Source organism: Ensifer sp. ENS07 (assembly GCF_014852185.1).
Lineage (GTDB): Bacteria > Pseudomonadota > Alphaproteobacteria > Rhizobiales > Rhizobiaceae > Ensifer > Ensifer adhaerens.
Genome location: NZ_JACVBE010000016.1, coordinates 99,805 through 120,065, shown reverse-complemented (window position 1 = coordinate 120,065; position 20,261 = coordinate 99,805). Strand labels below are relative to the sequence as shown.

Sequence of the window (20,261 nt, the reverse complement as noted above, 5' to 3'; positions counted from 1 at the left end):
GGGCAGATCGGAGATCATCGATGTCCCAGCCTTACAAGATTGAAAAACAGCCGGAAGCAATACCGGACGCACTGCGAACCCTGCTTGAGGGAGTCGAAACCGCAACCATCGGCCACTTCGAATATCTTGGATTTGTTGGGGCAGGAATTGCGCCGGTCTTTCCGGCCAAGGCAATTGGAACGGCAGTCACGGTCGCCGCGCCCGGCCGCGATGGAGCCGTCATCTATACGGCAATCGATCTGCTCCGCCCGGGGGATGTTCTCGTCATCTCCCGGGTCGACCGGGACGACGTTGCCTGCGTCGGCGGCGGTGTCGTTGCTGCTGCCCGAGCGCGTGGCGCCGTCGCCATTATCGTCGATGGTCCTTGCACCGACATCGAGGAGATCGGCGCCAGCCGGTTCCCAATCTGGTGTCGCGGAGTCTCGTCCAAGACGACCAGCCGCCGGCACCAGATCGGTGGCGCGATCAATGTCCCGATCGCCTGCGGCGGGGCGGCCGTGCTGCCCGGGTATGCGGTCTTAGCAGATACGGAGGGTGTCTTCGTTGCCGATCCCTCCGAAATGCGCTGCATCGCGGACGTCGCCCTCGAGCGCCAACAGCGTTCCCTTAAGCTCCGGCCCTACCTTGAGGCCGGCCATTCCATCTTCGAACTGGATCGGATCGTATAATGAAGATTTCCCTCGTCCAGATGAACTCCCAACCCGACCGCGACATTAATTTACGCGCGGCCGAGAGCCTGATGCTGCAGGCAATCGCACGCGATACACCAGATCTCATCGTTCTCCCGGAACATTTCGACTGGTCCGGCGGCACGATGGCGGAGAAACTGGCGGCGGCTGATCATATGCCGGGCGGCGACGCCTATCGCATGTTGCAGACGTTCGCCGCCCGGCAAAAGGTCTGGATCCACGGCGGCAGCTTGCTCGAAAGGGTCGATGGAAGTTCGAAGATCTACAACACAACGGTCGTCTTTGACCCAGAAGGTAACGAGGTCGGCCGCTACCGCAAAGTTCACCTGTTCGACATCGAGGCGCCAGATGGCAAGATGTATCGAGAATCCGCCACCGTTGCGCCTGGAGAAAGCCTGTTCGTTTACGAATCCGGCGGTTTCAGGATCGGCTGTGCGATCTGCTACGACCTTCGCTTCCCCCGGCTCTTTGATGCGCTTGCAGACGCCGGCGTCGATGTGGTCATTCTGCCCGCGGCCTTCACGTTACAGACGGGAAAGGACCACTGGGAAGTGCTCTGCCGTGCACGCGCGATCGAGCACCAGGTCTATTTCGTCGCCTGTGGTCAGTGGGGAGGCTACACTGCAGCGGACGGAGATCGCCGTTTCACCTACGGCAACTCTCTCGTCTGCGACCCCTGGGGACAGGTTGTAGCCCGCGCCGTCGATCAGGTCGGTGTGGTTTCCGCACACCTCGATCTCGAGCGTGTGGCGGTAGTCCGCAAGCTCATTCCCGCCGCGTCGCACAAGGTTTCGTTTGTCGATCAAGCACGCGTCGACCGAGGTTGCAGGCGCAGTGATCGTTGCAATTCCTCTTGCAGCTCGTCTGCGCAGACCTTCGGGGCACCAATTTCTTATAGTAGCACGTAGACAACGCGCACCTGAAAATGGACCGCCAATCGCCATCGTCGGGTAATCGGACACCGATATGACCGCTTTCATCACGCAAACGCTCGGCAGCTATATCGCCGAGGAAGCACTCACTCGTGTTCCGAGCGACGTTTTCGACAAGAGCAAGCTTTGCCTTCTGGACTCCCTTGGCTGCTTGTTCGGTGGGCGCCAGCTGCCCACGGCTGGAATGCTGAGAAACCTACGGGTGGACAGCCAGGTCGCACCCTCCTCCGGCGGACCTGTCAGTGGCTGTGCCGAACCGGCGGCTGCCGCCTTCGTCAAGGCAACTTTGATCAATGCGCTCGACTTCGACGACATCTACGAGAAGGGCCATCCCGGAGCCACCGTGATTGCGGCAGCCTTATCGGTCGCTGAGCACACGAAGTCTTCAGGCACAGAATTCCTCGAGGCCGTGATCATCGGCTATGAGGTGAGTTGCCGCGTTGGCATCTCACTGGCTCACGTTCAGCCCAGAAAGGCGATTCACGGCCATGGGACTTGGCAGATATTCGGTGCAGCAGCAGCGGCCGCGAGACTCATGCGTCTCGACGCCGGACGAGCGGCGCATGCCATCGCGATCGCTGCTGCGAATGCGCCAGTAGCGTCCGTCATGAAGACCGTCTACGGAGACGCGCCTTCGATGGCGAAGAACAACTTCGGCATGGCCGCGCAAATGGGAGTCTTGGCCGCACGCCTTGCCGCTGCCGGCTACGAGGGGCCTTTGGATGTCTTCGAGGGTGAGACAGGTTTCTGGCGGATGGCGGGCGCCGACGAGTGCCGTTTCGATAAACTGACCAAAGGTTTGGGGGCCGCCTACGAAATTCTTCGGGTTGGCTTCAAGCCATTCAGTTGCTGCCGACTTATCCTAAGCAGTGTCCAGGCCAGCCGCGACGTCATCCGTATGGCCGGCATTGATCCTGCCGACGGATTGCATGCCAAGCTGATCGTGACCGCGCCTCCGATCGTGTGCGAACCGCCATTTAGCAAAGTGCGTCCACGGGACATGTGGGCAGCACAGTTCAGCGCACCGCACGCCATAGCCATGGCCGTATTCGGCGTCGAGCCCGGCCCCGACTGGTTCGTGGAGGATTGGCTTCATGACGAGATCGCCGGGCGGTTTCAAGACAGTATCGAGCTCAGGCCACATACCAGCCACGCCTCGCCTCGAGGCGCTCACGCCGCAAGCGCTTGGTTACAGTTGCGCGACGGGCAAAGCTTCGAAAGGCACGTGGACGTTGCGGAGGGAGAGGCAAGTAACCCCATGCCGAAATCAGCTCTCGAGGGTAAGTTCTTGCGACTTGCGAGTCCGGTCGTGGGAGACAGCGGAGCTTGCGAAGCCATTGATAACGTGTACGCGCTGGATAAGGCGGGATCGCTCCGGACGCTCCTTCGCGTATTGGTCAGCTGATACCGGCATATACCGACATGACACATTTTGTTCGCAAGCTAAGTCTGCAACCGCAGATCAACACCTTGGGGACGGGCGTCCCCACGGTCCTTCCCCCTGGCCTGCATAGCGACCTCAGCGAAGACGTGCGGGCAGCCAAATTCTCTAGTCATTCGCTGCGCGCCGCTTGCCCTCCACGGCCGACGTCGACGAGCCCCACGTGCAGAACCGCAGCTACCACCTCCGACGCGACCGATTTAGGGTCAATCTGAGGAGGGCCTCGGGGCTGTAAGAATCTTAACCCGCCAGCATACGTGCGAGCATATTTCTGATGTGGTCCTAGGCGCCGTAGAAAATTGCCGCGACAACGATTGCGCAGCTATGTTCCACCGGTAGAAACCGGATCCCGGGATGAATAACGGGGCGCAACCCGTAGGGCTTATCGACGAGACGATCGACCTCGACGTGCACTTTGCGGATCCGTTTAGCAGTGCGCTCCACCGCCTGTCAGGCGCATCCCCAAGTTCGACATAGGCGTCGAACAGATGATCGAAGACCAACTCGAAATCGCGTTCGGCATCCTCAGAATATTCAAGAGTCCACACGAACAACCCGTCGCTTCCGCTCGATCATTGCCGCGACGCCGCTTTCTATTTCCGTCGCAGAAATCATTGGCCCGTTCAATCGCTGCTGGACCAATTCGCGGAGCGCTGCGGTTTCGACGGCCTCAGATTTGGTCTTTTGGCCTAGCAGTTCCAGGCCATGTTGAAGAACAGAACTCATGCTGGAATACCGACCGCTCTCCGCCAGCGAACGGGCAAACGAATCCTGCTGCTCGGTCAACGAGATCGACGATTTCACACTCATCGGCTTATCTTCTTTGAGCCTAAGTTGCTACTCAGTAGCGCCTCAGCGGCGGAAGTCGTTCATTTAAAGACGACAAAAATGTATCCGAACCTTTCCTTTAATCCCTCCGTTCCAGATGTGAAATTGCTCCCGGTCGCATGACGTCGACAATTCCACGGAGAACGGTGATGGAGAGCACACCCAGATACATTTCACTTGCGGAAATGAAGCGCCTCGGCGTCCGTCTCGAGGCCTCCGCGCTCCACGATGCCGCCAGGGCAGCTTGGTCCGACATCCGCTTGGGCCAAGCCCATGGTCTCAAATCTGTTTTGTCCTTTCCCGAAGCCGCCTTATGGAACCAACCCCAGTTTGAAGCTTACCGCGATAGGTTGCAAGGCGAGCGATTGGGCTGGAAGCTCTCGGCGCTTTCCAGCGTCGGGGCCAGATATGCGGCCGTGAAGGTGGTCGGTGCCAATGCGATAAACCGTCGACTGGGTCAGCCGCGTTCGACGTCGACGATCCTGCTGCTAGACAGCTTCACGCTGCGCCCGCTTTGCGTGATGGACGGAACCGATATCTCTGCCGCAAGAACGGCAACCTATGCCTCGATGGCGCTTGAACTTTTCTTCCCCAAAACAGAAGAACTCTCTGTTTTCCTCTTTGGAGCAGGCCCCATTGCCGAGCAGATTATTAGAGTGCTCGATCATTTCGGAGCCGGCATCGTCTCGAAGATATTCGTGCGCAGCCGCTCAGGCGCTTCCGCGCGCCAACTCGTTAAAAGACACAGACAGTCACCTCGAATTCGGCTTGAGGCTGTCGCGGATAATAAAAGGCTGCGTGATTGCCGGTTTGTCATCACCGCTACCAATGCCAGCGCACCGGTGTTTGAGAGCGAAGAGGTTTGCCCAAACGCCGTTGTTCTGCATCTTGGGGGAGACGAGGCTCCATCCGGCCATATCCAAAAAGTTCTTCGGTCGGGACTGACGCTCTGTGATGACGTTTCGATGGTGTCGCGGCGAAACTCGCAAAGCCTGGCGCTCTACTTCTCACGCAAGGGATCGACATTGGAGCAGCTTGGCCCAGCGCTCGGTGTCATGAACTTAAAGGATTTCTGTGACGCGGGCGGCGGATCGGAATTACCGATCCTCATCACGTGCGTCGGGTTACCCATGCTGGATCTGTACGTCGCCGCTCATGTTTACGAAACCTGGTTCTCGCCAGATGGGGGCGCGGCTTCATCCGTCCACTCATCTAGCACGAACTGACGCCAGGCAGCCTAAGCTTTACGGAGAGGGCTGATGTATGTCACCGAGATCCTTGCAGATTATCTGGCGAATTATCCTTCCGACGCTCTGCCGCCCGATCTGAGGCTAAGTGCCACTTGCTGTATTGTGGATGCAGTCACCGCTTACGTCGTCGGCTGCGATGTTCCGAGTGCCCGCGCAATGCGCGCGGTCGCCCGGCAAGACTTTGGAAGCGGCCAGGCTTCAGTCTGGTTTACGGGTGAATGTCTCGGGGTCACTGCTGCGGCAGTCTGTAACGCTGCCTCAGCCTCCGCACTCGATTTCGATGACGGCCATCGCGCCGCGCGCGGTCATCCCGGTGCGGCTGTGATACCCGTAGCACTCTCCGTGGCATCTACGAATGGTTCATCCGCCGATGATCTCCTGACCGCAATCGCTCTCGGATACGAGACCGGAATTCGCATCGCGGTGGCGCAGAACCCGCAAGCTATCAAAAGCCGACAATCGGGACGTTGGACCGGCTATGCTGCCGCGGCCACGGCCGGCCGCCTCTACAGAACCGATCCCCCGGCACTCGCACACGCACTCGCTGTAGCCGGGGTCCTCGCGCCAAACCAGGAGGCAAACGGCAGCTCCGGCTATGCCAATCTCACCGGGAACGACGTCAAGGAGGGTATTCCCTGGAGTGTCCTGACGGGCCTGACCGCCTTGCGTCTTGCGGAGCGGGGATTTACCGGGCCGCAGGATCTGCTCGATCATGCGTCGCACTTCGACCGGCCGAGCATCATAGCGGACTTGGGTGATCCAACTGAGATCTCGAGGGTCTATTTCAAACCCTATTCCTGCTGCCGCTACATCCATCCCGCTCTTGATGCCTTCGCGGCGCTTTCGTCAGGTGCTGACATCAGGACCGAACAAATCGCATCAATCGAAGTGCAGACCTTTCAATGGGCTCTCCGACTTTCAAACACCGTGTCTCCCAATACATTGACGGAGATCCAATACAGTCTGCCTTATTGCATAGCGATTGCTGTTGTCGATGGAACTGCGGCGCTGGCGCCGGTCGGTGGTGCGCAGCTGGGCAGGCCGGACCTCATCGAATTCGCCCGCAAGGTTCGTCTCTCGGTTAATCCTGAGATCGACGCCCGTTTTCCGGGTGAGACCCTTGCGCAGATATGCCTGCGAATGACCGATGGCAAATCGATCACATCCAAGGTGACCTCGCCACGCGGGGACAAGGCGCGTCCCTTAGACTGGGAGGATCTCATCAATAAGTTCTCGGCAGCGACGCGGGGCAAGCTTTCTCCCAGGGCGCAAAATACTGTCCTGGAGGCTTTTGAGACGCTTAAAAATGGAGATGCGGCCCCCCTCCTCCAGCGCCTAAGGATGCGATTGATCGACTGACCTCGACCACTACTGCACTTTGTGTCAATCGGATCGTATCCGGCGCCGAAATCTCGCAACTGCAGCCGCGGTCAGATAAGCCGGCCATTCCTGACGACTATACGGCCTGCGATCACGACATGCCTGACCCGGCTCAGATTAACGTGGTCGACAACGATCAGGTCTGCGCGCTTGCCTTTTTCAATCAGTCCGCGGTCACCGGCCATTTGAGTGAAGACACGCGCGACATTCCCGGTCGCAAGGGCCACCGCTTCGGCCGCAGACAATTGCTTCTTTCTGACCATTCGCTGGATCGCTTCAAGAATTCCATCCCAATGCCCGCCGGCAAAATCGGTCGAAATCGTATCGACACAGCCCGCATCGATCAGTGCGTCAAGGTTGGATGGATCGTTGCGCCAGCGCGTCCCTATACAATCCAGTGTCGAAACATCGATGATGGCCCCTTTCCCTCTCAGGTTCTGGGCGTTCGAGACTGCCTCCTCCGGGAGAAAGCTCGGGTGATTGCTATGACCGGCGACGAGACGTGCTTTCGGGTGCTTCTCGACCGCGGCAATCAGACGCTTCGCAGATGGTGCCGCATTGTGGAAGATCGCGGGATATCCTAACCGCTCGGCTTCGCGTGCGATTTCATCGAATCCGGCCAACGAGAGGGCAACCGAAGGCATCACCGATCGCGTAATGATATCGCGAACGCGATCCGCATCGGCGAGCCCGGAAAGACCGCAACACTCCAACTCGTTAGTCAGTTTTAAATTCGACAGGCCTTCCGCCGGATCGAGATAGCGGCCAAGAACCGCGTTCTTCAAGCGCCTCGCGGCTGCGGGTGTCACTTCGACCCCGAACTCTTGCAGAAAGGCTTGCGGGATGAACCTGTATTCTTGCGCGCCGCCACCCAGTGTCTGCCCACCACCTGCCTCGCCAAGGGCGACCGCGCCGCAGGCCAACAGGTCATCTGTCGTCGCGCTCAGGTGTCGTGCTGAAAGTCCCTTGCCGTCGACCACAAGCGCCGCCTCGATGTTTTTCGGAGTGTGAGCCGTGGAAACGCGGATATCCATGGCATGACGTTCTACGTTGTCGACATCTATTTCGTCGGCCATGGCCAGACCGCAGACGTTCAAAAGGGTGGTTGTTCCCTGAAGAAGATGACGGTTCCGGAAATAGGCAACATCATCGCCTGCAAATGGCTTCGAGCCGCTCGGCATGGAAGGCCCCCGAATACAGCCGTGCGCATGTGCATTGATGAGACCTGGCATAACGATGCCGCCGGCCGCATCGATGGTTTCTCGCGCCGCGATTTCAGCGCCTGCGGCGGCGTCGACACCTATGATCCGTCCCTTCCGGACATATACGGCAGCCCGCTTGTGAAACGTCTTGCCGTCGCCAGTGATGAGACCTCCATTTCGGATTACCAGATCCATGACAGCTGTTCCTTTCGTCAACCGGGGGGCTGTCCTAGTCGCCAGTCCCTTCGCCCGGCCGAGCCGGGTTGTACTGCGATCGTTCCTGACTGGAACCATCGAGCATGTAGCCGGACGATCGAACCGTGCGGATGAGATCAGGGCCGCAGGTCACGCTCAGCGCCTTGCGCAGTCGACCGATATGAACATTCACCGTCTTGACGTCGACGAAACGGCGCTCCGGCCAACCAGCTTCAATGAGTTGTGCGCGACTGCACGCCTGCTCGTGGTTCTCCATCAGAAACTGCAGCAGCCGGAATTCGATCGGTCCCAAGTGGACGTTGATGCCGAGACGCCTGACGCTGTGCCTGTTGGTATTCAGTTCAATCCCTGCATAGACGAGGATATGACCGTCGTTCGCCATCGGATCCGACACTTGCGGAAGGAGGATACGGTCGCGCAGGAAGCTGAGCAGCTTAGAGGGAGTGATCGGTCTTACGAAATTCTCGTCAATCCCGGCTTTCAGCAGATCGATAAACCGACTTTCCGCACCGGGGCCAATCAACCCGACCGTCGTAATCCCGAATGTCCGCGGCTCCTGCTTCAGCTTTACACAGGCTGCGGGAGCCCAATTTTCTCCCGATCGACAATCAAGAAGAATGGCTGCGACATCGTACTCGCCTGCAAAATGGACGATCTCCTCGACCCCGGAACCAAGAATGACCTGATATCCCTCGGATTCCAGGATGTGGACGAGTAGCAGATAGTAATCCGCATCGGTCGAACCGATCAGGATCTGCGGTCGCGCGGAATTCAAAGACCTCTCCTCTATTGCGCAGCGTCAGTTGTGATCTGATCCCTCGTGAGGACCTGCATCGTCCTCTGTGGGTGTGGCCGCTTGCGCTAAATCGGCAGAAGGCGCCGTTCCACGCCGTGCCACCTCAAGCAGCGAAGTTGTGGTGCACATGTGTTCCTGGCGACAGGCAGCAGCGCGAATCCGATTAAGGCTCGCGGCGTCGGCAGGAAGCACGCCTGCTACGGCCATCGTGCTGCCGATGGGACACGGCTGACCAAGACGTTGCATCGGCCAGCCGGCGCGTTTCAAAATGCGCTCGAACCGCAGGTCCGTTGCCGTGACGATTTCATAATAGCCGTTCGCCATCGACCACTCGATGATGCCGGCGAACATCTCAAGCGTCATCCCATGGAGAACTCCCCCTGTCCTGCCCTCGTCGAGCACCGTGTCAACGCAAAAGCGCGAGCTTTCGACCATGCCTGCATGGGCGTCGAGCCGTCGCGATGAGAGGAGCTGCGGAAACGTATTGGCGAGCATCGTCGGCCCGGTAGCGGGGAGAAGCCTCGCGCAGCCCGCCACTGCACCTGTGGTAGAAACGGCCAAGATATAGGTGGGATTGAGTTGATCGTAAGCATCGGCCTCACGATCGTCCCTTATGTCTACATCCCAGTCCAGTCTGTCGCCAAAGACTCGCGCACGCAGCCGATGCATCGAGTCGATCAAGTCAGCAAATTCTCCGCGCGCTGCAGCCGGCACAGCTAGTATCTCCATCTCCATTCTCCGAAGAAAACCTGCTTCAGACCACTGGACACGAGTTTCCGCCCTTAGGCGACTAATAGAATTAGTAGTCGAGCGCTCGACCAAAGCGTGCATGAATATCACACGCATGAGTTGTCATACATCAGCGATCTGTATCGAAAACCGTGCCACGAGCGTGCAGGACCGAGGTGGCGAAGCAGCCGAGAGCCGAAATTGATAATTCAATGCACGCGAGGATTTGCAGCAAGGAGTGCCGATGTACAAGCATACCGCAGAAGCGTTCGTAGCAGTCCAGAATGCGGAACAGGGCGTAAGCGAGGTCTTCGCCCGCTACCGCGAATACTGGAGCCCGATCGGCGCCACGGGGGTCGATCGGTCGCTGGACTTTGGTGACGCACGCGTGACGCTGAGGCCGACGGACGAGGGCTTGCATTTTCGGATAGACGCGCAGGACACCCTCGCCTTTTACGGTATCTGGACGCTTTTGCAGGTAGCCTTGGCCGCGCTACCGGAATTTACAGGTAAAGACGTTGGGTGGCACCCGGCCGACCGGTTCCCGTGTCTGTCAAAGGTTTTTTTTCGTAGAATTCTATCACCTGATTGATAAACCGGAGCGTGTACTTGCACCGAATTGATGCCAAAGGAGAAACGTCATCGGATTCCAACCCCGTTCTTCGGTTCGGTCTGCGGAGCAACTCGCTGCCGCGCCGTGCAGCAAGGACCGGCTGCCGAGACACCTGAGTGAATGAAGCTCTTTGAATTGCCTCTACCGCTCGACACCAGGACCCCGATTGACCGCCTGTCGTTGGCGCTCGGAAACGATCTTCTGGCCGCTATCTGCCCGCACGATCTGCTGAAGAAGCTTCAACTTCTCCTGCATTGCCTCGAATGCATTCCGTTGCGCTGTCGACACAAAGTTGAAAACGTCCCTGTTCCCACGCAGGAACGCGTTGCGGCCGAAGCGCTCGTCGAGCGCCCGGCTGACGGCGACGAATTCTTGGGCGACGTTCGGATCGGTCAAACCCGCAGCAACGTCGAGCCCGCCACTCTTCTTCTTCATTCTTGCCGTCAACTGCCGCAGCGTATCCTCAGCCTTCCGCGATAGGCCGGGAATGGCGACCCCCATACGCCGGCGCTCTGCGGCGATAGCCTTGGTCTCGGCCTCAAACGCCGCGGCATAAGACGCTCCGAGAGAACGGACACAGCTTGCTGCTTCCGACACGCCCTGAAGCGCAGCCTTCCGCTCCCGGCCGGGAGCAAGCAACTTGTCCATTAGGCGACCGGAGCCGCGCAGCCCCCCAAAGGCGGCCGGATCGTTGGTGACCGCTGCGGCAATCCGCTCGCCGGCAAAACCCTTTGCGACAAGCTCCTCGATCTTGGCGACCGCGCCGGCCGGATCGCGCCAAATGCGTGTCGCTGCATCCATGACCGCGGCTCGATGATGATTGTAATAGGGAGCGGCAAGCGCCCTTTCCCGTGATTCATCGGCGACGGATGTCTTGAACTCCGTGACGGCGGCAAGCATGGGCAACACGTGCACTGCTTCCTTTCCGAACTCGATACTTGCGCCGGCAACGATTTTCGAGCGATCCTGCTTTTCTACGCGATGCTGCTCGTCGCTAAAACGCCTGATCACCTCGAACAGGCGCACCAGTTTTTCACGGTGCTCAGTGGCGAGATTTTCCGGCATCCGCTCTTCAACATTTCGCTCGGCGATCGGATCGGCCCTGGCGGTGAATGCAGACCAGCCAAAGCGTGAGGTCAACGCCTCGTTGACCGCCTTGACCTCCTGCACCAGAAAACGGTCCTCAGCGGCGTAGGCGAAGGCCGTCTTGTAGGCATCGACCCCGCCCCGCTCCCGGACCGCCTCGACTTCGACGAGACGCGCCATCGCCATTTTCGAAAGCGCGGGAATGGACAATGCCATATGAGCGCGCCGCTGCTGCTCGCGGCTGGCGAAGCGCTCCGCCTGCCTGCGGAACTCGGTTGCATGCGCGCGCGCCAAAGTCAGCAGCTCCGATAAGGTGGCCATGGCTGCGTTGCGCTCGTTTCGAGCGGCGCGGCCATCGGCCATGCGGTCAGAGCCGCGTAATCGGCCAAGGCGTTCGGGTGCAAGGCCAAGATCTTCGGCAATCTTGCGCGGCTCGACGTCTCCGCCCGATACCAGAGCGTTGAGCGCCGACAGCGCGCCACCCGGGTCGCGATAGATTTTCTGCAGCACCGGCCGGAGTATTTCCTCCCGCTCCTTCCACTGTTGCGAGGCGAGCTGCGCGAGACGCGCATCCTCTTCAACGCTGCGGGGGAACTCGGTGGCGGGTGGAAGCAAATAGTTTCCGGCTAACGGGATGCCGGCAACCAAGGATACTCTGCGCTCCTCGTTGTACGAGACGCTCCGTTCCCGGTCGATTGCAAAATCGAGCGCTATGCTCGCTCGCTCCCAGAGCTTCGCCAACCGCGACCGCTTCTCCGTAAGCCACGCCAGCCGCCGCGCCGCACCCTCCTCCAGTTCCGCAGCGGCCCGGGCGAGCGTGTCGATGCCACGCCGCTGGGCAAAATCAAGGACATGCTCCCGATAGCCTTCCTTACTTTCGAAATCGAGCGTCGTCGTCTTGGCGCCGGATCGTCCGAGGCGCTCAGCAAGCTTTCTGAACACAAGCGGCCGACGGCTTTCCCGCTCGATCCTCGCCTTGCGCGCATCGACAGTTTCGATTTGGGTTGCAGTCCAGACGTTGCGCTCGACCTGACGTTCCTCGAGACGCTTCTTGCCGGTCTTTTCATCAGTGACGGGCACCCTTACCGTGACCGTTTCGACGCCATCCTTGCGGAGCATCACAGTATCACCGGTCCTGATTCCGCCCTCCTCGAGTGCCTTCGGCAGGCTCACGCCCCAAAGTCGATGAACGCTTCCGTCGTCCGTCCTCACATCGGCGTAGGGGCTTTCCTTGGCATCTTCATCTTGCGGCCGGAACTTGGCCGACCCGGTATCCATCATTTCACCGGTGACGCCGGCTGCATGGTCGACACGTGCGCTACGCGCCCACTGCGGCTTCGGTTCGAAGTTCTCGCGCGCCACGTAGAGATCGGCGCGGTTACGATGCCTGGTCATCGCCACATAGGTCAGATGCTGGTCCATCATTCCGGTGGCGAGCACGAAGGTCCGGTCGATGGTCGAGCCTTGAGATTTGTGGATGGTCGCGGCGTAGCCGTGATCGACATTGCTGTAGCTATCCTCGCTGATCACGACGTCCCGGCCATTGTCGAGATGTACAGTCAACAGTGCGTCAGCGCGTTCGTCGCCGGATGAAACGACCGTGCCAAGCATGCCGTTCTTGACATATTGGGGACCAAGCCGCTTTGCCCGTGGTTCGAGGACGCGGGCGTTTTCGAGGAAGATCACCCGGTCGCCCGCGGCAAACTCACGAAGCCCACGTGCCGTCCGGAATTGGCGCGCACCTGTCAGCGCGCCCTCGTCGATCATGACCTTGCGCAAGGCCTCATTCAGCTTTCTGACGTCATCGTTGGTGTGAGCAAGCACAAGCAGTTCGTCGCCGCGAAGACGTCCCGGATGCTCGCCCACGGCAGATTTCTGAAGCAGGTCCCGGCGGGCGTCGGCCCAATCGGCAACGAGGCGGTCTATGATCTCGGCCCTGGTTTCGGTCTCGACAATGCAGCCCCTCTGCGCGTAGGCATCAAGGCCCTCTTCGACCTTGCCGCGCGCAAGGAGACGGGAAGCATCGCGCGCCCAGACATCACGCTGCCGCCGCACGCCGGCAAGTTCCGCGAAGCCGATCCGTTCGGTGATTGCCCGGAACGCCGCACCCGCCTGGATCGGCTGCAGTTGCATCGCGTCGCCGACCAGCACGGCTTTTGCGCCTGCGTCCTCCACAGCCCTGAGGATACGCGCCATCTGCTGCGATGACACCATGCCGGCCTCATCGATGACGAGCACATCGCCGCGCTCCATTGTTTCGCGCCCCCCGGCCCAGGCAAGCTCCCAGGACGCCAGCGTGCGCGACCGGATCCCGGAACTGTCCTCCAGCCCTTCCGCAGCCTTGCCGGCTAGGGCCGCGCCGATCACCCGTCGGCCGTCGCTTTCCCATGCGACGCGGGCCGCCGAAAGCAGTGTCGACTTACCGGCGCCGGCAAACCCCACGACCGCCGCAATGGCATTATCGCGCGTGACATGACGTACCGCATCGACCTGTTCCGCATCGAGCCTGAAGGATTTTTTCGGATCGGCCGTTTCGACGCTTCGGACGGCGGCGGCGGCCTTGGCACCGGAGACGCCGAAGCCCTTTCGCATCGACAGAACCTCGGCTGACTGCGCCATGTCATATTCGATGCGCAGGATCCCCCGCGTTGTGAACACCGCCGGCTCTGTCACCTTGCCCGTTTGGGTGTCGATCTGCTGCGCCTTCAGCAGCACGAGGTCGTCCGAAGCCATGAGCCGCGCGCGGATATTGGCGAAGTCCACTGGATCATCGACATAGCGGTGCAGCGTCTTGGCGATTTCGCGCTCGTCAAAGGTGGAACGTTCGTTGCCGAGCTGCTTGAGGAGAAGCGCAGGATCCGCGAGTAGCCGGTCGGCCATCGCCTGCCGCCGCGCTAGATCGGCGGGCGCGAAATACATCTCGACACCCTTGCGCGCGAGCGCCGCCTTCTCCGGGCCGAGGTGTTTCTGCGCGATCCCATTGAGGCCCTGCTCAGCATAGGAGCGGCCGTCGAGACGGAGCTCATGGCCGGCCAGCGCCAGGTGGCGGTTGACCGTTTCCGCCCACGCGACCTTCCATGCCTTCATGGTTTCTTTGTCGCCGGCCCAGAGCTTGTAAACGATTTTGCCGTTCGGCCTGTTCGGCGTAACGACACGCAACGGCTCTCCGTCATCGCCCAGGACTGGGACCTTCTTCGGCCCAAACCCCTCCTCCGTAATAGGCCTGAGCGTCGTCATCAGGTGGATATGCGGATTGCCGTCCTTGTCGTGATAGACCCAGTCAGCGACCATGCCCTTCGACGTCAAATTGTCTCGGACGAACTCGCGCACCAGCGCGATATTCTCCGCCCGCGTCAGCTCCTCGGGCAGCGCGATGATCAACTCCCGCGCAAGCTGCGCGTCCAACCGCGTCTCGAACGCATCTACCGCATTCCAGAACACCTCGCTGGCCTCCGCGACGGTCTTGTCGTCGACTGTTCTCTTCAGCCAGAGAGGTATCTGGTCCGGCAGCGCCAGCTCCTCATGCACCAGCTCCGACGCGCCGCCACGGTAGCTGAAGGACGTCCCGGCCTGCTCGTCCGTCATCCGGGCGCGGTGGCGGTAGGCGGCGGCCGAGACGATGCTGCGCCCCCCTCCCCTGCTGATCACCTGCGCTCTAACGAACATGATCGCCACGAGTGTCTCCGAAGCTTTCAAGCACGTCGCGCCAGCGACGTATATTGCGCCCTCAAACCGATCGGACCGGAGGGCCGATGCCGCTCTTCCGTAAAGACGGCCGATGCCGAAATTCCGGCTGCGGCTTTTTCGGGGTGATGCAACCTATCCTATTTTACTATCACTAAATAGATAGTATAACTATCGCCGTGAGATTGCTCCGACACGAGGGACGCTGGAATGGCCGTAAAATCATCGCTCTCTGATATCGATGCCCAGATCGAGAAGCTGCGCGAGCGCAGACGAACGCTAATCGTAAAATCCGCCGAGCGGTTTGCGCGCGCCGCGACAAAAACGGGATTGGCGGAAATGGAGATCACGGAGGAAGAACTCGACGCGATCTTCGAACAGATTGCCGCGCGATTTCGCAAAGAGGAGAAGAAGGGGACTGCTGGCGCAACAGCTTCGTCGCGGCGACAGCCAGGTGGCGGGTCTGGAACGACGGCGGAGGTTTCTCATGACGAATGATCGCAAACGAGAGGCCCGCGAGAAATTCCTGGTCGGTGGCATCGTCGTCAGAGCGGGTCTCGCGGGGGCCGACCGAGCGTTTCTGCTTGGCGGCCTAACGGAACTGGCAAGCGTCGTGCCCGGCACCGACGAGCATCGGCGGCTGCGCGATATCGGTGAGCAAGCCTTCAAGGCGACTTCGCATGATAGAGGATCATCTCACCTCGAGGAGGCGGCGAAGTGGCACTAAAGGAAAGACTGCATCCCAGCCTGCTGCTCGTTCTGGTGCCAATTGCTGTCACCGCCTTTGCCGTCTACATCGTCGGCTGGCACTGGCCGAAGCTTGCCGGCGAGCTATCTGGAAAAACATCATACTGGTTCCTACGAGCCTCGCCCCTGCCCGCGTTGTTGCTTGGGCCGGTCGTCGGATTATTGACCGTTTGTGCGTTGCCGCTGCACCGGCGAAGGTCGATCGCGATAGTGAACCTTGTCTGCTTTCTGTTCGTGGCCGGCTTCTACGTCCTGCGCGAGTTCGATCGGCTCGCGCCGTACGTGGCGAGCGGTGCGGTCTCGTGGGACCGGGCACTCTCCTATCTCGACATCGTCGCCGTCATTGGCTTGGTGGCCGGCTTCCTGGCGGTGGCGGTGGGCGCGCGCATCTCCACGGTTGTTCCAGAACCGGTGAAGCGAGCCAAGCGCGGGATCTTCGGGGACGCGAACTGGCTGTCGATGGCCGCGGCGGGAAAGCTGTTTCCGCCAGATGGCGAGATCGTCGTTGGCGAGCGTTACCGGGTCGACAAGGAAGTCGTTCATCAATTACCTTTCGATCCGAACGATCCAGCAACATGGGGCCAGGGCGGCAAGGCATCATTGCTGACCTACAAACAGGATTTCGATTCAACGCACGTGCTCTTCTTTGCCGGGTCAGGTGGATACAAGACCACCAGCAACGTCGTGCCCACGGCGCTGCGTTACACCGGGCCGCTGATTTGCCTCGATCCATCGACCGAGGTCGCGCCAATGGTGGTCGAGCATAGAACCCGCGCGCTCGGCCGCGAGGTGATGGTGCTCGATCCGACGAGCCCGATCATGGGCTTCAACGTACTCGACGGCATCGAGAAATCGAAGCACAAGGAAGAGGACATCGTCGGCATTGCTCACATGCTTTTGTCGGAGAGCGTGCGCTTTGAAAGTTCGACTGGCTCCTACTTTCAGAACCAGGCACACAATCTGCTGACCGGTCTGCTCGCCCATGTCATGCTGTCGCCCGAATATGATGGGCGACGGAACTTACGCAGTCTCCGGCAGATCGTATCCGAGCCAGAACCCTCTGTGCTCGCCATGCTGCGCGACATCCAGGACCATTCGGGATCGGCCTTCATCCGCGAAACGCTGGGCGTCTTTACCAACATGACCGAGCAGACCTTCAGCGGCGTCTATTCCACGGCCTCTAAGGACACGCAATGGCTGTCGCTCGACAGCTACGCGGCGCTTGTCTGCGGGAACGCGTTCAGGTCGAGCGACATCGTAGCGGGCAAGAATGACGTGTTCATCAATATTCCGGCATCGATCCTGCGCTCCTATCCGGGTATCGCCCGCGTGATCATCGGCTCGCTGATCAACGCAATGGTGCAGGCCGATGGCACCTTCAAGCGCCGTGCGCTGTTCATGCTCGATGAGGTCGATCTGCTCGGCTACATGCGGGTGCTGGAAGAGGCGCGTGATCGCGGCCGAAAGTACGGAATCTCCATGATGCTTATGTACCAATCGGTCGGACAACTGGAGCGGCATTTCGGGAGGGATGGCGCGACGTCGTGGATCGACGGCTGCGCCTTTGCCAGCTATGCCGCGATTAAAGCGCTCGACACGGCCCGCAGCGTCTCGGCCCAATGCGGCGAGATGACGGTCGAGGTGAAGAGAGGCTCACGCGTCATTGGCTGGAGCCCAAAAAACGCAGGATCGCGCCTATCCGAAAGCGTCAATCCCCAGCGCCGACCGCTGATCATGCCGCACGAGATCACGCAGTCGATGCGCAAAGACGAGCAGATCATTATCGTGCAAGGTCATAGCCCAATCCGCTGCGGGCGCGCGATATATTTTCGGCGGAAGGACATGGATCAGGCAGCCAAGGCAAACCGCTTTGTCCGGATTTAACCTTCCACGCCAAGCCAACCATTACCCGTGCTTATTGCCCCGTCCGACATCCGGCTTGAGTGACGTCAGCACCGCCGATACGAGCCGAAGTTGTCTTCCTGACGCGAGCGGTAGTGTCCTTGCCGACCCCGCGCCCTTGGCAAGGATCTTAAGGTCGACGCACAAGTTCCCCATCTGGCAATGGTCCAAATCGGGTTCGAGCGCGGTCGAAAAATCGAGCGGGATCTAGCTTAAAGCAATCGCAGTGAGGTGTGTGCTGCGCTTGAACGCGCTTGCTCTACCCGATGCTCTCGAAGCCGTTCACCAACCCGGAACGTCCGATCTTTCGGCAACTGGTGTTGCGGACCTGTTTGGCCTTCAACTTCAGGATCTCGCAGCGATCGCGGCGGAGCATCGTAACACGGTACACGGTCAGGATCCATCCGAGTTCCACCAAGCTACAGGCCGCGCTGCGCGACTTGATGCGCGTTCTGTTCGCGGCATCCGTAGTGCAGCCGACAAGGAGCGCGCACTGTTATCGAGAATGCTCCAGTCCCGGCGTTTCGCTACAAGACGCAACTCGTTACAGAAGGCAGGACAAAGGATGCGATCGACTACCTGGAATTCCATCAGTTCGGGATATCTTGGGTGATCCTCGAACACCTTCCCGCGGGCGCGTTGCTCTATCGGGCGCATATGCCAGAATGGGCGAGCTTGCCAAGGAGCAGGGCGGGCACGGCGCTCAAGGGCGGCCGGTTCAATCGAGAGGGCGTCGAAGCTCTACCTGGCGTTGGACGAGGTCCGCCCTCCGGGAGTACCAGCAGACCTCGCCGTTTCTGCCGCCCTGCACCGTTTGCTCGTATACCGCGACATTGATGAACCTCGTCGACCTTGCGCAACTGAGCTGCGGCGACCCGTGGGACGACCCTTGGCATAGCTGGCGAGAGGACTGGCGCCACCTCAAATTCGACCGAGCCGCCGACATGGGTACTGGGCGGCCTCCCGTGCTCGGCGCCGGCCTTACGGGCAATTTTTTCCCAGCATAGCGAATACAAGTGGCATCTATGTTGCTATCTTCAGCGAACGGCTCGAAGGCGAGAACCGGATCGAAGTCAATGATCCCGAGGCTAGACTCCCGCGTAATCAATCGAGTTGGGAGAATACGTGGAAATCCGTGGTCCCCTTATGCCACTGAGTCAGCGGAACACTTTGTCTTCAATACACGCCACGTGGCACGATGTTTGTTCTGTCAATGAGAACTGTCGCCGAAACCGGCATTTGGTGCATGCGGTTTGATAACAGACGGACCGTCGGGATAGTAACGTGTGGCACTTCCTTGCACCAGCGAAGCTCGCTAATGGCAAACTAAGCCGAATCTCAGCGCGTAACCCACGTCCTGCCGCTTCCTGAAGAGCGAACCATCGGCAAGGTTGCGTTATTTGCCTGCGTCGAATTATTCAGGCAAGCGCTCGTCCTCGACCATAAAGACGTCGACGGCACTTACGAAGTCCGCAAAGAGGCTGTTGGAAATGGTTTCGATGGTTCCGACCAAGCGCGCTTCGGACGCGCATCAGGGCTCATATTCGTTAATGTTGAGGAGGACCAAGCGCGGCTTGTCGCCCTGGGTTGATCGTTACTGACCGGCACAGGGGGCGATGATGTCCCCGGATTTCCGGGAAAGATTGCTCGTCGCATAGGAACCCGAGTGGGGGTTGGCGATCTCCTATATTCTTGGATTTGCCGTAAATGCGAGCCTGGCGAAAGCCTCCCTAGAAGGGAGGCTCGCTGCTGACGCGGCCCTCGAGCTCGGCTACGATGACCTCAAGCTCCGCATAGGCCTGTTCCAGTTCGGTCTGGATCTGGGCGCGTTCGGCCGGGTCGCAGCAGTTCAGCTCGCGGCGCAATTCCTCGATGTGGGCTTCCAGTGCAACCGTCATTTTCGTCATCTCCTTGGCTGTTGGGAAAGATGACGCCGCCGGCCGCGAGAATTGGGCCGGGTCAAGGATCGCGAATGCGACCGGCCGAGCCGGCGAGTGGGGGAGCCGGAATGCGGAGCATTTCGGGGGGACCGCTCGTCCTTTAGGCGGCACGATTCCTCGCGGCAGACTTGGCGATCTGAGCAGATAGTTTTTCATCTCGTGTGGCAGGGTAAAAGAACAGGTGCGGGCTCGATGCCCGTCCTGTTTCTGGGTACAAACGTGGGCATCCCGCTCGGGATCGGTCGCATTCAGAACGAGCGGGTGCCGGTCCCGATTGATCGGGACCGGCGCTGGTGGCTCAGTTTGGGTTATTCCAGATGATCACCTTGCGGTTCGGATCGCCGCCGGGAGCCTGTGCGAGGTTGCCGAAGATCACGCCGATCTCTGGAGCCTCCAGTTTCACGGAGAGGTACTCTTCTCCGGTCTGGCGGGCGATACGGTTCCACGCCGCGCCGATTTCGAACCCGGTCTTTCGGTGGATGACGCGATAGTCAGGGGCCTCTTCGCTCGTTTTGTTGGCGTTGGGGACGATAGCGATCGGCGCGTTCACTCGGATGGTGGCGAAAACGCCTTCGAGAGTGCCATCGGTCTTCTGCGTGAGAGCTGCGATCGTGGTGGCCATGGTATTGTCTCCTTCGGTTGCTCGGGACCATTCCCGATAGCGCGCGAGGAGACGGCCGATCTGCTGCGGTCATCTCGCACAAATATTCTTCTAAATTCCATGTTCTGCTCAAAAAAACGCGTGCGCGTTTGTCATGCTTGCTGGAGGAAAGCATCCGGTGCCCAGCAGTGATCCAAAAATGGAATTTTGCAGAATATTTGGGTG

Annotated in this window: 15 protein-coding genes and 2 pseudogenes; 9 read left to right on the top strand and 8 right to left on the bottom strand. The window is 59.8% G+C overall.

Annotated features, from left to right (window positions below; all coding sequences use genetic code 11):
* The first annotated feature begins 20 nt into the window (after positions 1–20).
* Genes IB277_RS32390 through IB277_RS32380 form a run of 3 tightly spaced genes read left to right on the top strand, consistent with a single transcriptional unit; the run spans position 21 to position 3,026 of the window.
* On the top strand, positions 21–668 hold the full coding sequence (locus IB277_RS32390) for an RraA family protein (protein ID WP_112772566.1): 648 nt from the start codon (positions 21–23) through the stop codon (positions 666–668).
* Positions 668–1,597 (top strand): carbon-nitrogen hydrolase family protein, encoded by a 930-nt coding sequence (locus IB277_RS32385; protein WP_192372696.1) that lies wholly within the window; start codon positions 668–670, stop codon positions 1,595–1,597. The genes IB277_RS32390 and IB277_RS32385 overlap by 1 nt, the downstream gene beginning before the upstream one ends.
* Positions 1,598–1,655: 58 nt before the next feature.
* Complete coding sequence (locus IB277_RS32380) at positions 1,656–3,026, top strand: MmgE/PrpD family protein (RefSeq protein ID WP_192372694.1); 1,371 nt, start codon at positions 1,656–1,658, stop codon at positions 3,024–3,026.
* A gap of 318 nt (positions 3,027–3,344) precedes the next feature.
* Here the strand turns inward: IB277_RS32380 and IB277_RS38350 are convergent.
* Positions 3,345–3,616 (bottom strand): annotated as a pseudogene (locus IB277_RS38350) (type II toxin-antitoxin system RelE/ParE family toxin).
* Positions 3,597–3,872 (bottom strand): type II toxin-antitoxin system ParD family antitoxin, encoded by a 276-nt coding sequence (locus tag IB277_RS32375; RefSeq protein WP_192372692.1) that lies wholly within the window; start codon positions 3,870–3,872, stop codon positions 3,597–3,599. Before IB277_RS32375 ends, IB277_RS38350 begins: the two are co-directional and overlap by 20 nt.
* 167 nt (positions 3,873–4,039) lie before the next feature.
* Between IB277_RS32375 and IB277_RS32370 the strand changes: the two genes are divergently transcribed.
* Positions 4,040–5,116: an ornithine cyclodeaminase gene (locus IB277_RS32370; RefSeq protein WP_181529597.1), complete on the top strand. Its 1,077-nt coding sequence runs from the start codon at positions 4,040–4,042 to the stop codon at positions 5,114–5,116.
* 33 nt (positions 5,117–5,149) lie between these two features.
* A complete protein-coding gene (locus IB277_RS32365) occupies positions 5,150–6,499 on the top strand; it encodes an MmgE/PrpD family protein (protein WP_192372690.1) in 1,350 nt (449 codons plus the stop codon).
* A gap of 71 nt (positions 6,500–6,570) precedes the next feature.
* Here IB277_RS32365 and IB277_RS32360 read toward each other — a convergent pair whose 3' ends face one another.
* The 3 genes and pseudogenes from IB277_RS32360 to traI form a co-directional block, all read right to left on the bottom strand.
* Positions 6,571–7,917: an amidohydrolase family protein gene (locus IB277_RS32360; protein WP_089045662.1), complete on the bottom strand. Its 1,347-nt coding sequence runs from the start codon at positions 7,915–7,917 to the stop codon at positions 6,571–6,573.
* 34 nt (positions 7,918–7,951) lie between these two features.
* A complete protein-coding gene (locus IB277_RS32355) occupies positions 7,952–8,713 on the bottom strand; it encodes a response regulator transcription factor (RefSeq protein ID WP_177235740.1) in 762 nt (253 codons plus the stop codon).
* Positions 8,714–8,872: 159 nt separating this feature from the next.
* A pseudogene (gene traI / locus IB277_RS32350) lies at positions 8,873–9,463 on the bottom strand (acyl-homoserine-lactone synthase TraI); the annotation flags it as partial.
* Between the two features lie 244 nt (positions 9,464–9,707).
* Here traI and IB277_RS32345 point away from each other — a divergent pair.
* The gene (locus tag IB277_RS32345; RefSeq protein ID WP_060529699.1) at positions 9,708–10,055 is read left to right on the top strand and encodes a hypothetical protein; all 348 of its coding nucleotides are present in this window, start codon (positions 9,708–9,710) and stop codon (positions 10,053–10,055) included.
* A 162-nt stretch (positions 10,056–10,217) separates the two neighbouring features.
* Here IB277_RS32345 and traA read toward each other — a convergent pair whose 3' ends face one another.
* Positions 10,218–14,837 carry a Ti-type conjugative transfer relaxase TraA gene (traA, locus tag IB277_RS32340; RefSeq protein ID WP_192372688.1) on the bottom strand — a complete coding sequence of 1,540 codons (4,620 nt, stop codon included), beginning with the start codon at positions 14,835–14,837 and terminating at the stop codon, positions 10,218–10,220.
* A 219-nt stretch (positions 14,838–15,056) separates the two neighbouring features.
* On the opposite strand from traA, the gene IB277_RS32335 reads away from it, so the two are divergent.
* Genes IB277_RS32335 through traG form a run of 3 tightly spaced genes read left to right on the top strand, consistent with a single transcriptional unit; the run spans position 15,057 to position 17,477 of the window.
* A complete protein-coding gene (locus IB277_RS32335) occupies positions 15,057–15,344 on the top strand; it encodes a TraC family protein (RefSeq protein WP_060529389.1) in 288 nt (95 codons plus the stop codon).
* The gene (locus IB277_RS32330) at positions 15,334–15,573 is read left to right on the top strand and encodes a conjugal transfer protein TraD (protein ID WP_192372686.1); all 240 of its coding nucleotides are present in this window, start codon (positions 15,334–15,336) and stop codon (positions 15,571–15,573) included. Before IB277_RS32335 ends, IB277_RS32330 begins: the two co-directional genes overlap by 11 nt.
* A complete protein-coding gene (gene traG / locus IB277_RS32325) occupies positions 15,564–17,477 on the top strand; it encodes a Ti-type conjugative transfer system protein TraG (RefSeq protein ID WP_192372684.1) in 1,914 nt (637 codons plus the stop codon). Before IB277_RS32330 ends, traG begins: the two co-directional genes overlap by 10 nt.
* A 1,748-nt stretch (positions 17,478–19,225) precedes the next feature.
* Here the strand turns inward: traG and IB277_RS32315 are convergent.
* The gene (locus IB277_RS32315; RefSeq protein WP_192372760.1) at positions 19,226–19,393 is read right to left on the bottom strand and encodes a hypothetical protein; all 168 of its coding nucleotides are present in this window, start codon (positions 19,391–19,393) and stop codon (positions 19,226–19,228) included.
* Between the two features lie 340 nt (positions 19,394–19,733).
* Positions 19,734–20,057 carry a DUF736 family protein gene (locus IB277_RS32310; RefSeq protein WP_034800240.1) on the bottom strand — a complete coding sequence of 108 codons (324 nt, stop codon included), beginning with the start codon at positions 20,055–20,057 and terminating at the stop codon, positions 19,734–19,736.
* Between the last annotated feature and the right edge of the window lie 204 nt (positions 20,058–20,261).

What these genes read in the sequence shown, in the direction of transcription:
- IB277_RS32390 (WP_112772566.1), top strand. Translation starts at nt 21, where the DNA reads ATGTCCCAGCCTTACAAGATTGAAAAACAGCCGGAAGCAATACCGGAC.
- IB277_RS32385 (WP_192372696.1), top strand. Translation starts at nt 668, where the DNA reads ATGAAGATTTCCCTCGTCCAGATGAACTCCCAACCCGACCGCGACATT.
- IB277_RS32380 (WP_192372694.1), top strand. Translation starts at nt 1,656, where the DNA reads ATGACCGCTTTCATCACGCAAACGCTCGGCAGCTATATCGCCGAGGAA.
- IB277_RS32375 (WP_192372692.1), bottom strand. Translation starts at nt 3,872, where the DNA reads ATGAGTGTGAAATCGTCGATCTCGTTGACCGAGCAGCAGGATTCGTTT.
- IB277_RS32370 (WP_181529597.1), top strand. Translation starts at nt 4,040, where the DNA reads ATGGAGAGCACACCCAGATACATTTCACTTGCGGAAATGAAGCGCCTC.
- IB277_RS32365 (WP_192372690.1), top strand. Translation starts at nt 5,150, where the DNA reads ATGTATGTCACCGAGATCCTTGCAGATTATCTGGCGAATTATCCTTCC.
- IB277_RS32360 (WP_089045662.1), bottom strand. Translation starts at nt 7,917, where the DNA reads ATGGATCTGGTAATCCGAAATGGAGGTCTCATCACTGGCGACGGCAAG.
- IB277_RS32345 (WP_060529699.1), top strand. Translation starts at nt 9,708, where the DNA reads ATGTACAAGCATACCGCAGAAGCGTTCGTAGCAGTCCAGAATGCGGAA.
- IB277_RS32335 (WP_060529389.1), top strand. Translation starts at nt 15,057, where the DNA reads ATGGCCGTAAAATCATCGCTCTCTGATATCGATGCCCAGATCGAGAAG.
- IB277_RS32330 (WP_192372686.1), top strand. Translation starts at nt 15,334, where the DNA reads ATGACGAATGATCGCAAACGAGAGGCCCGCGAGAAATTCCTGGTCGGT.
- IB277_RS32315 (WP_192372760.1), bottom strand. Translation starts at nt 19,393, where the DNA reads ATGACGGTTGCACTGGAAGCCCACATCGAGGAATTGCGCCGCGAGCTG.
- IB277_RS32310 (WP_034800240.1), bottom strand. Translation starts at nt 20,057, where the DNA reads ATGGCCACCACGATCGCAGCTCTCACGCAGAAGACCGATGGCACTCTC.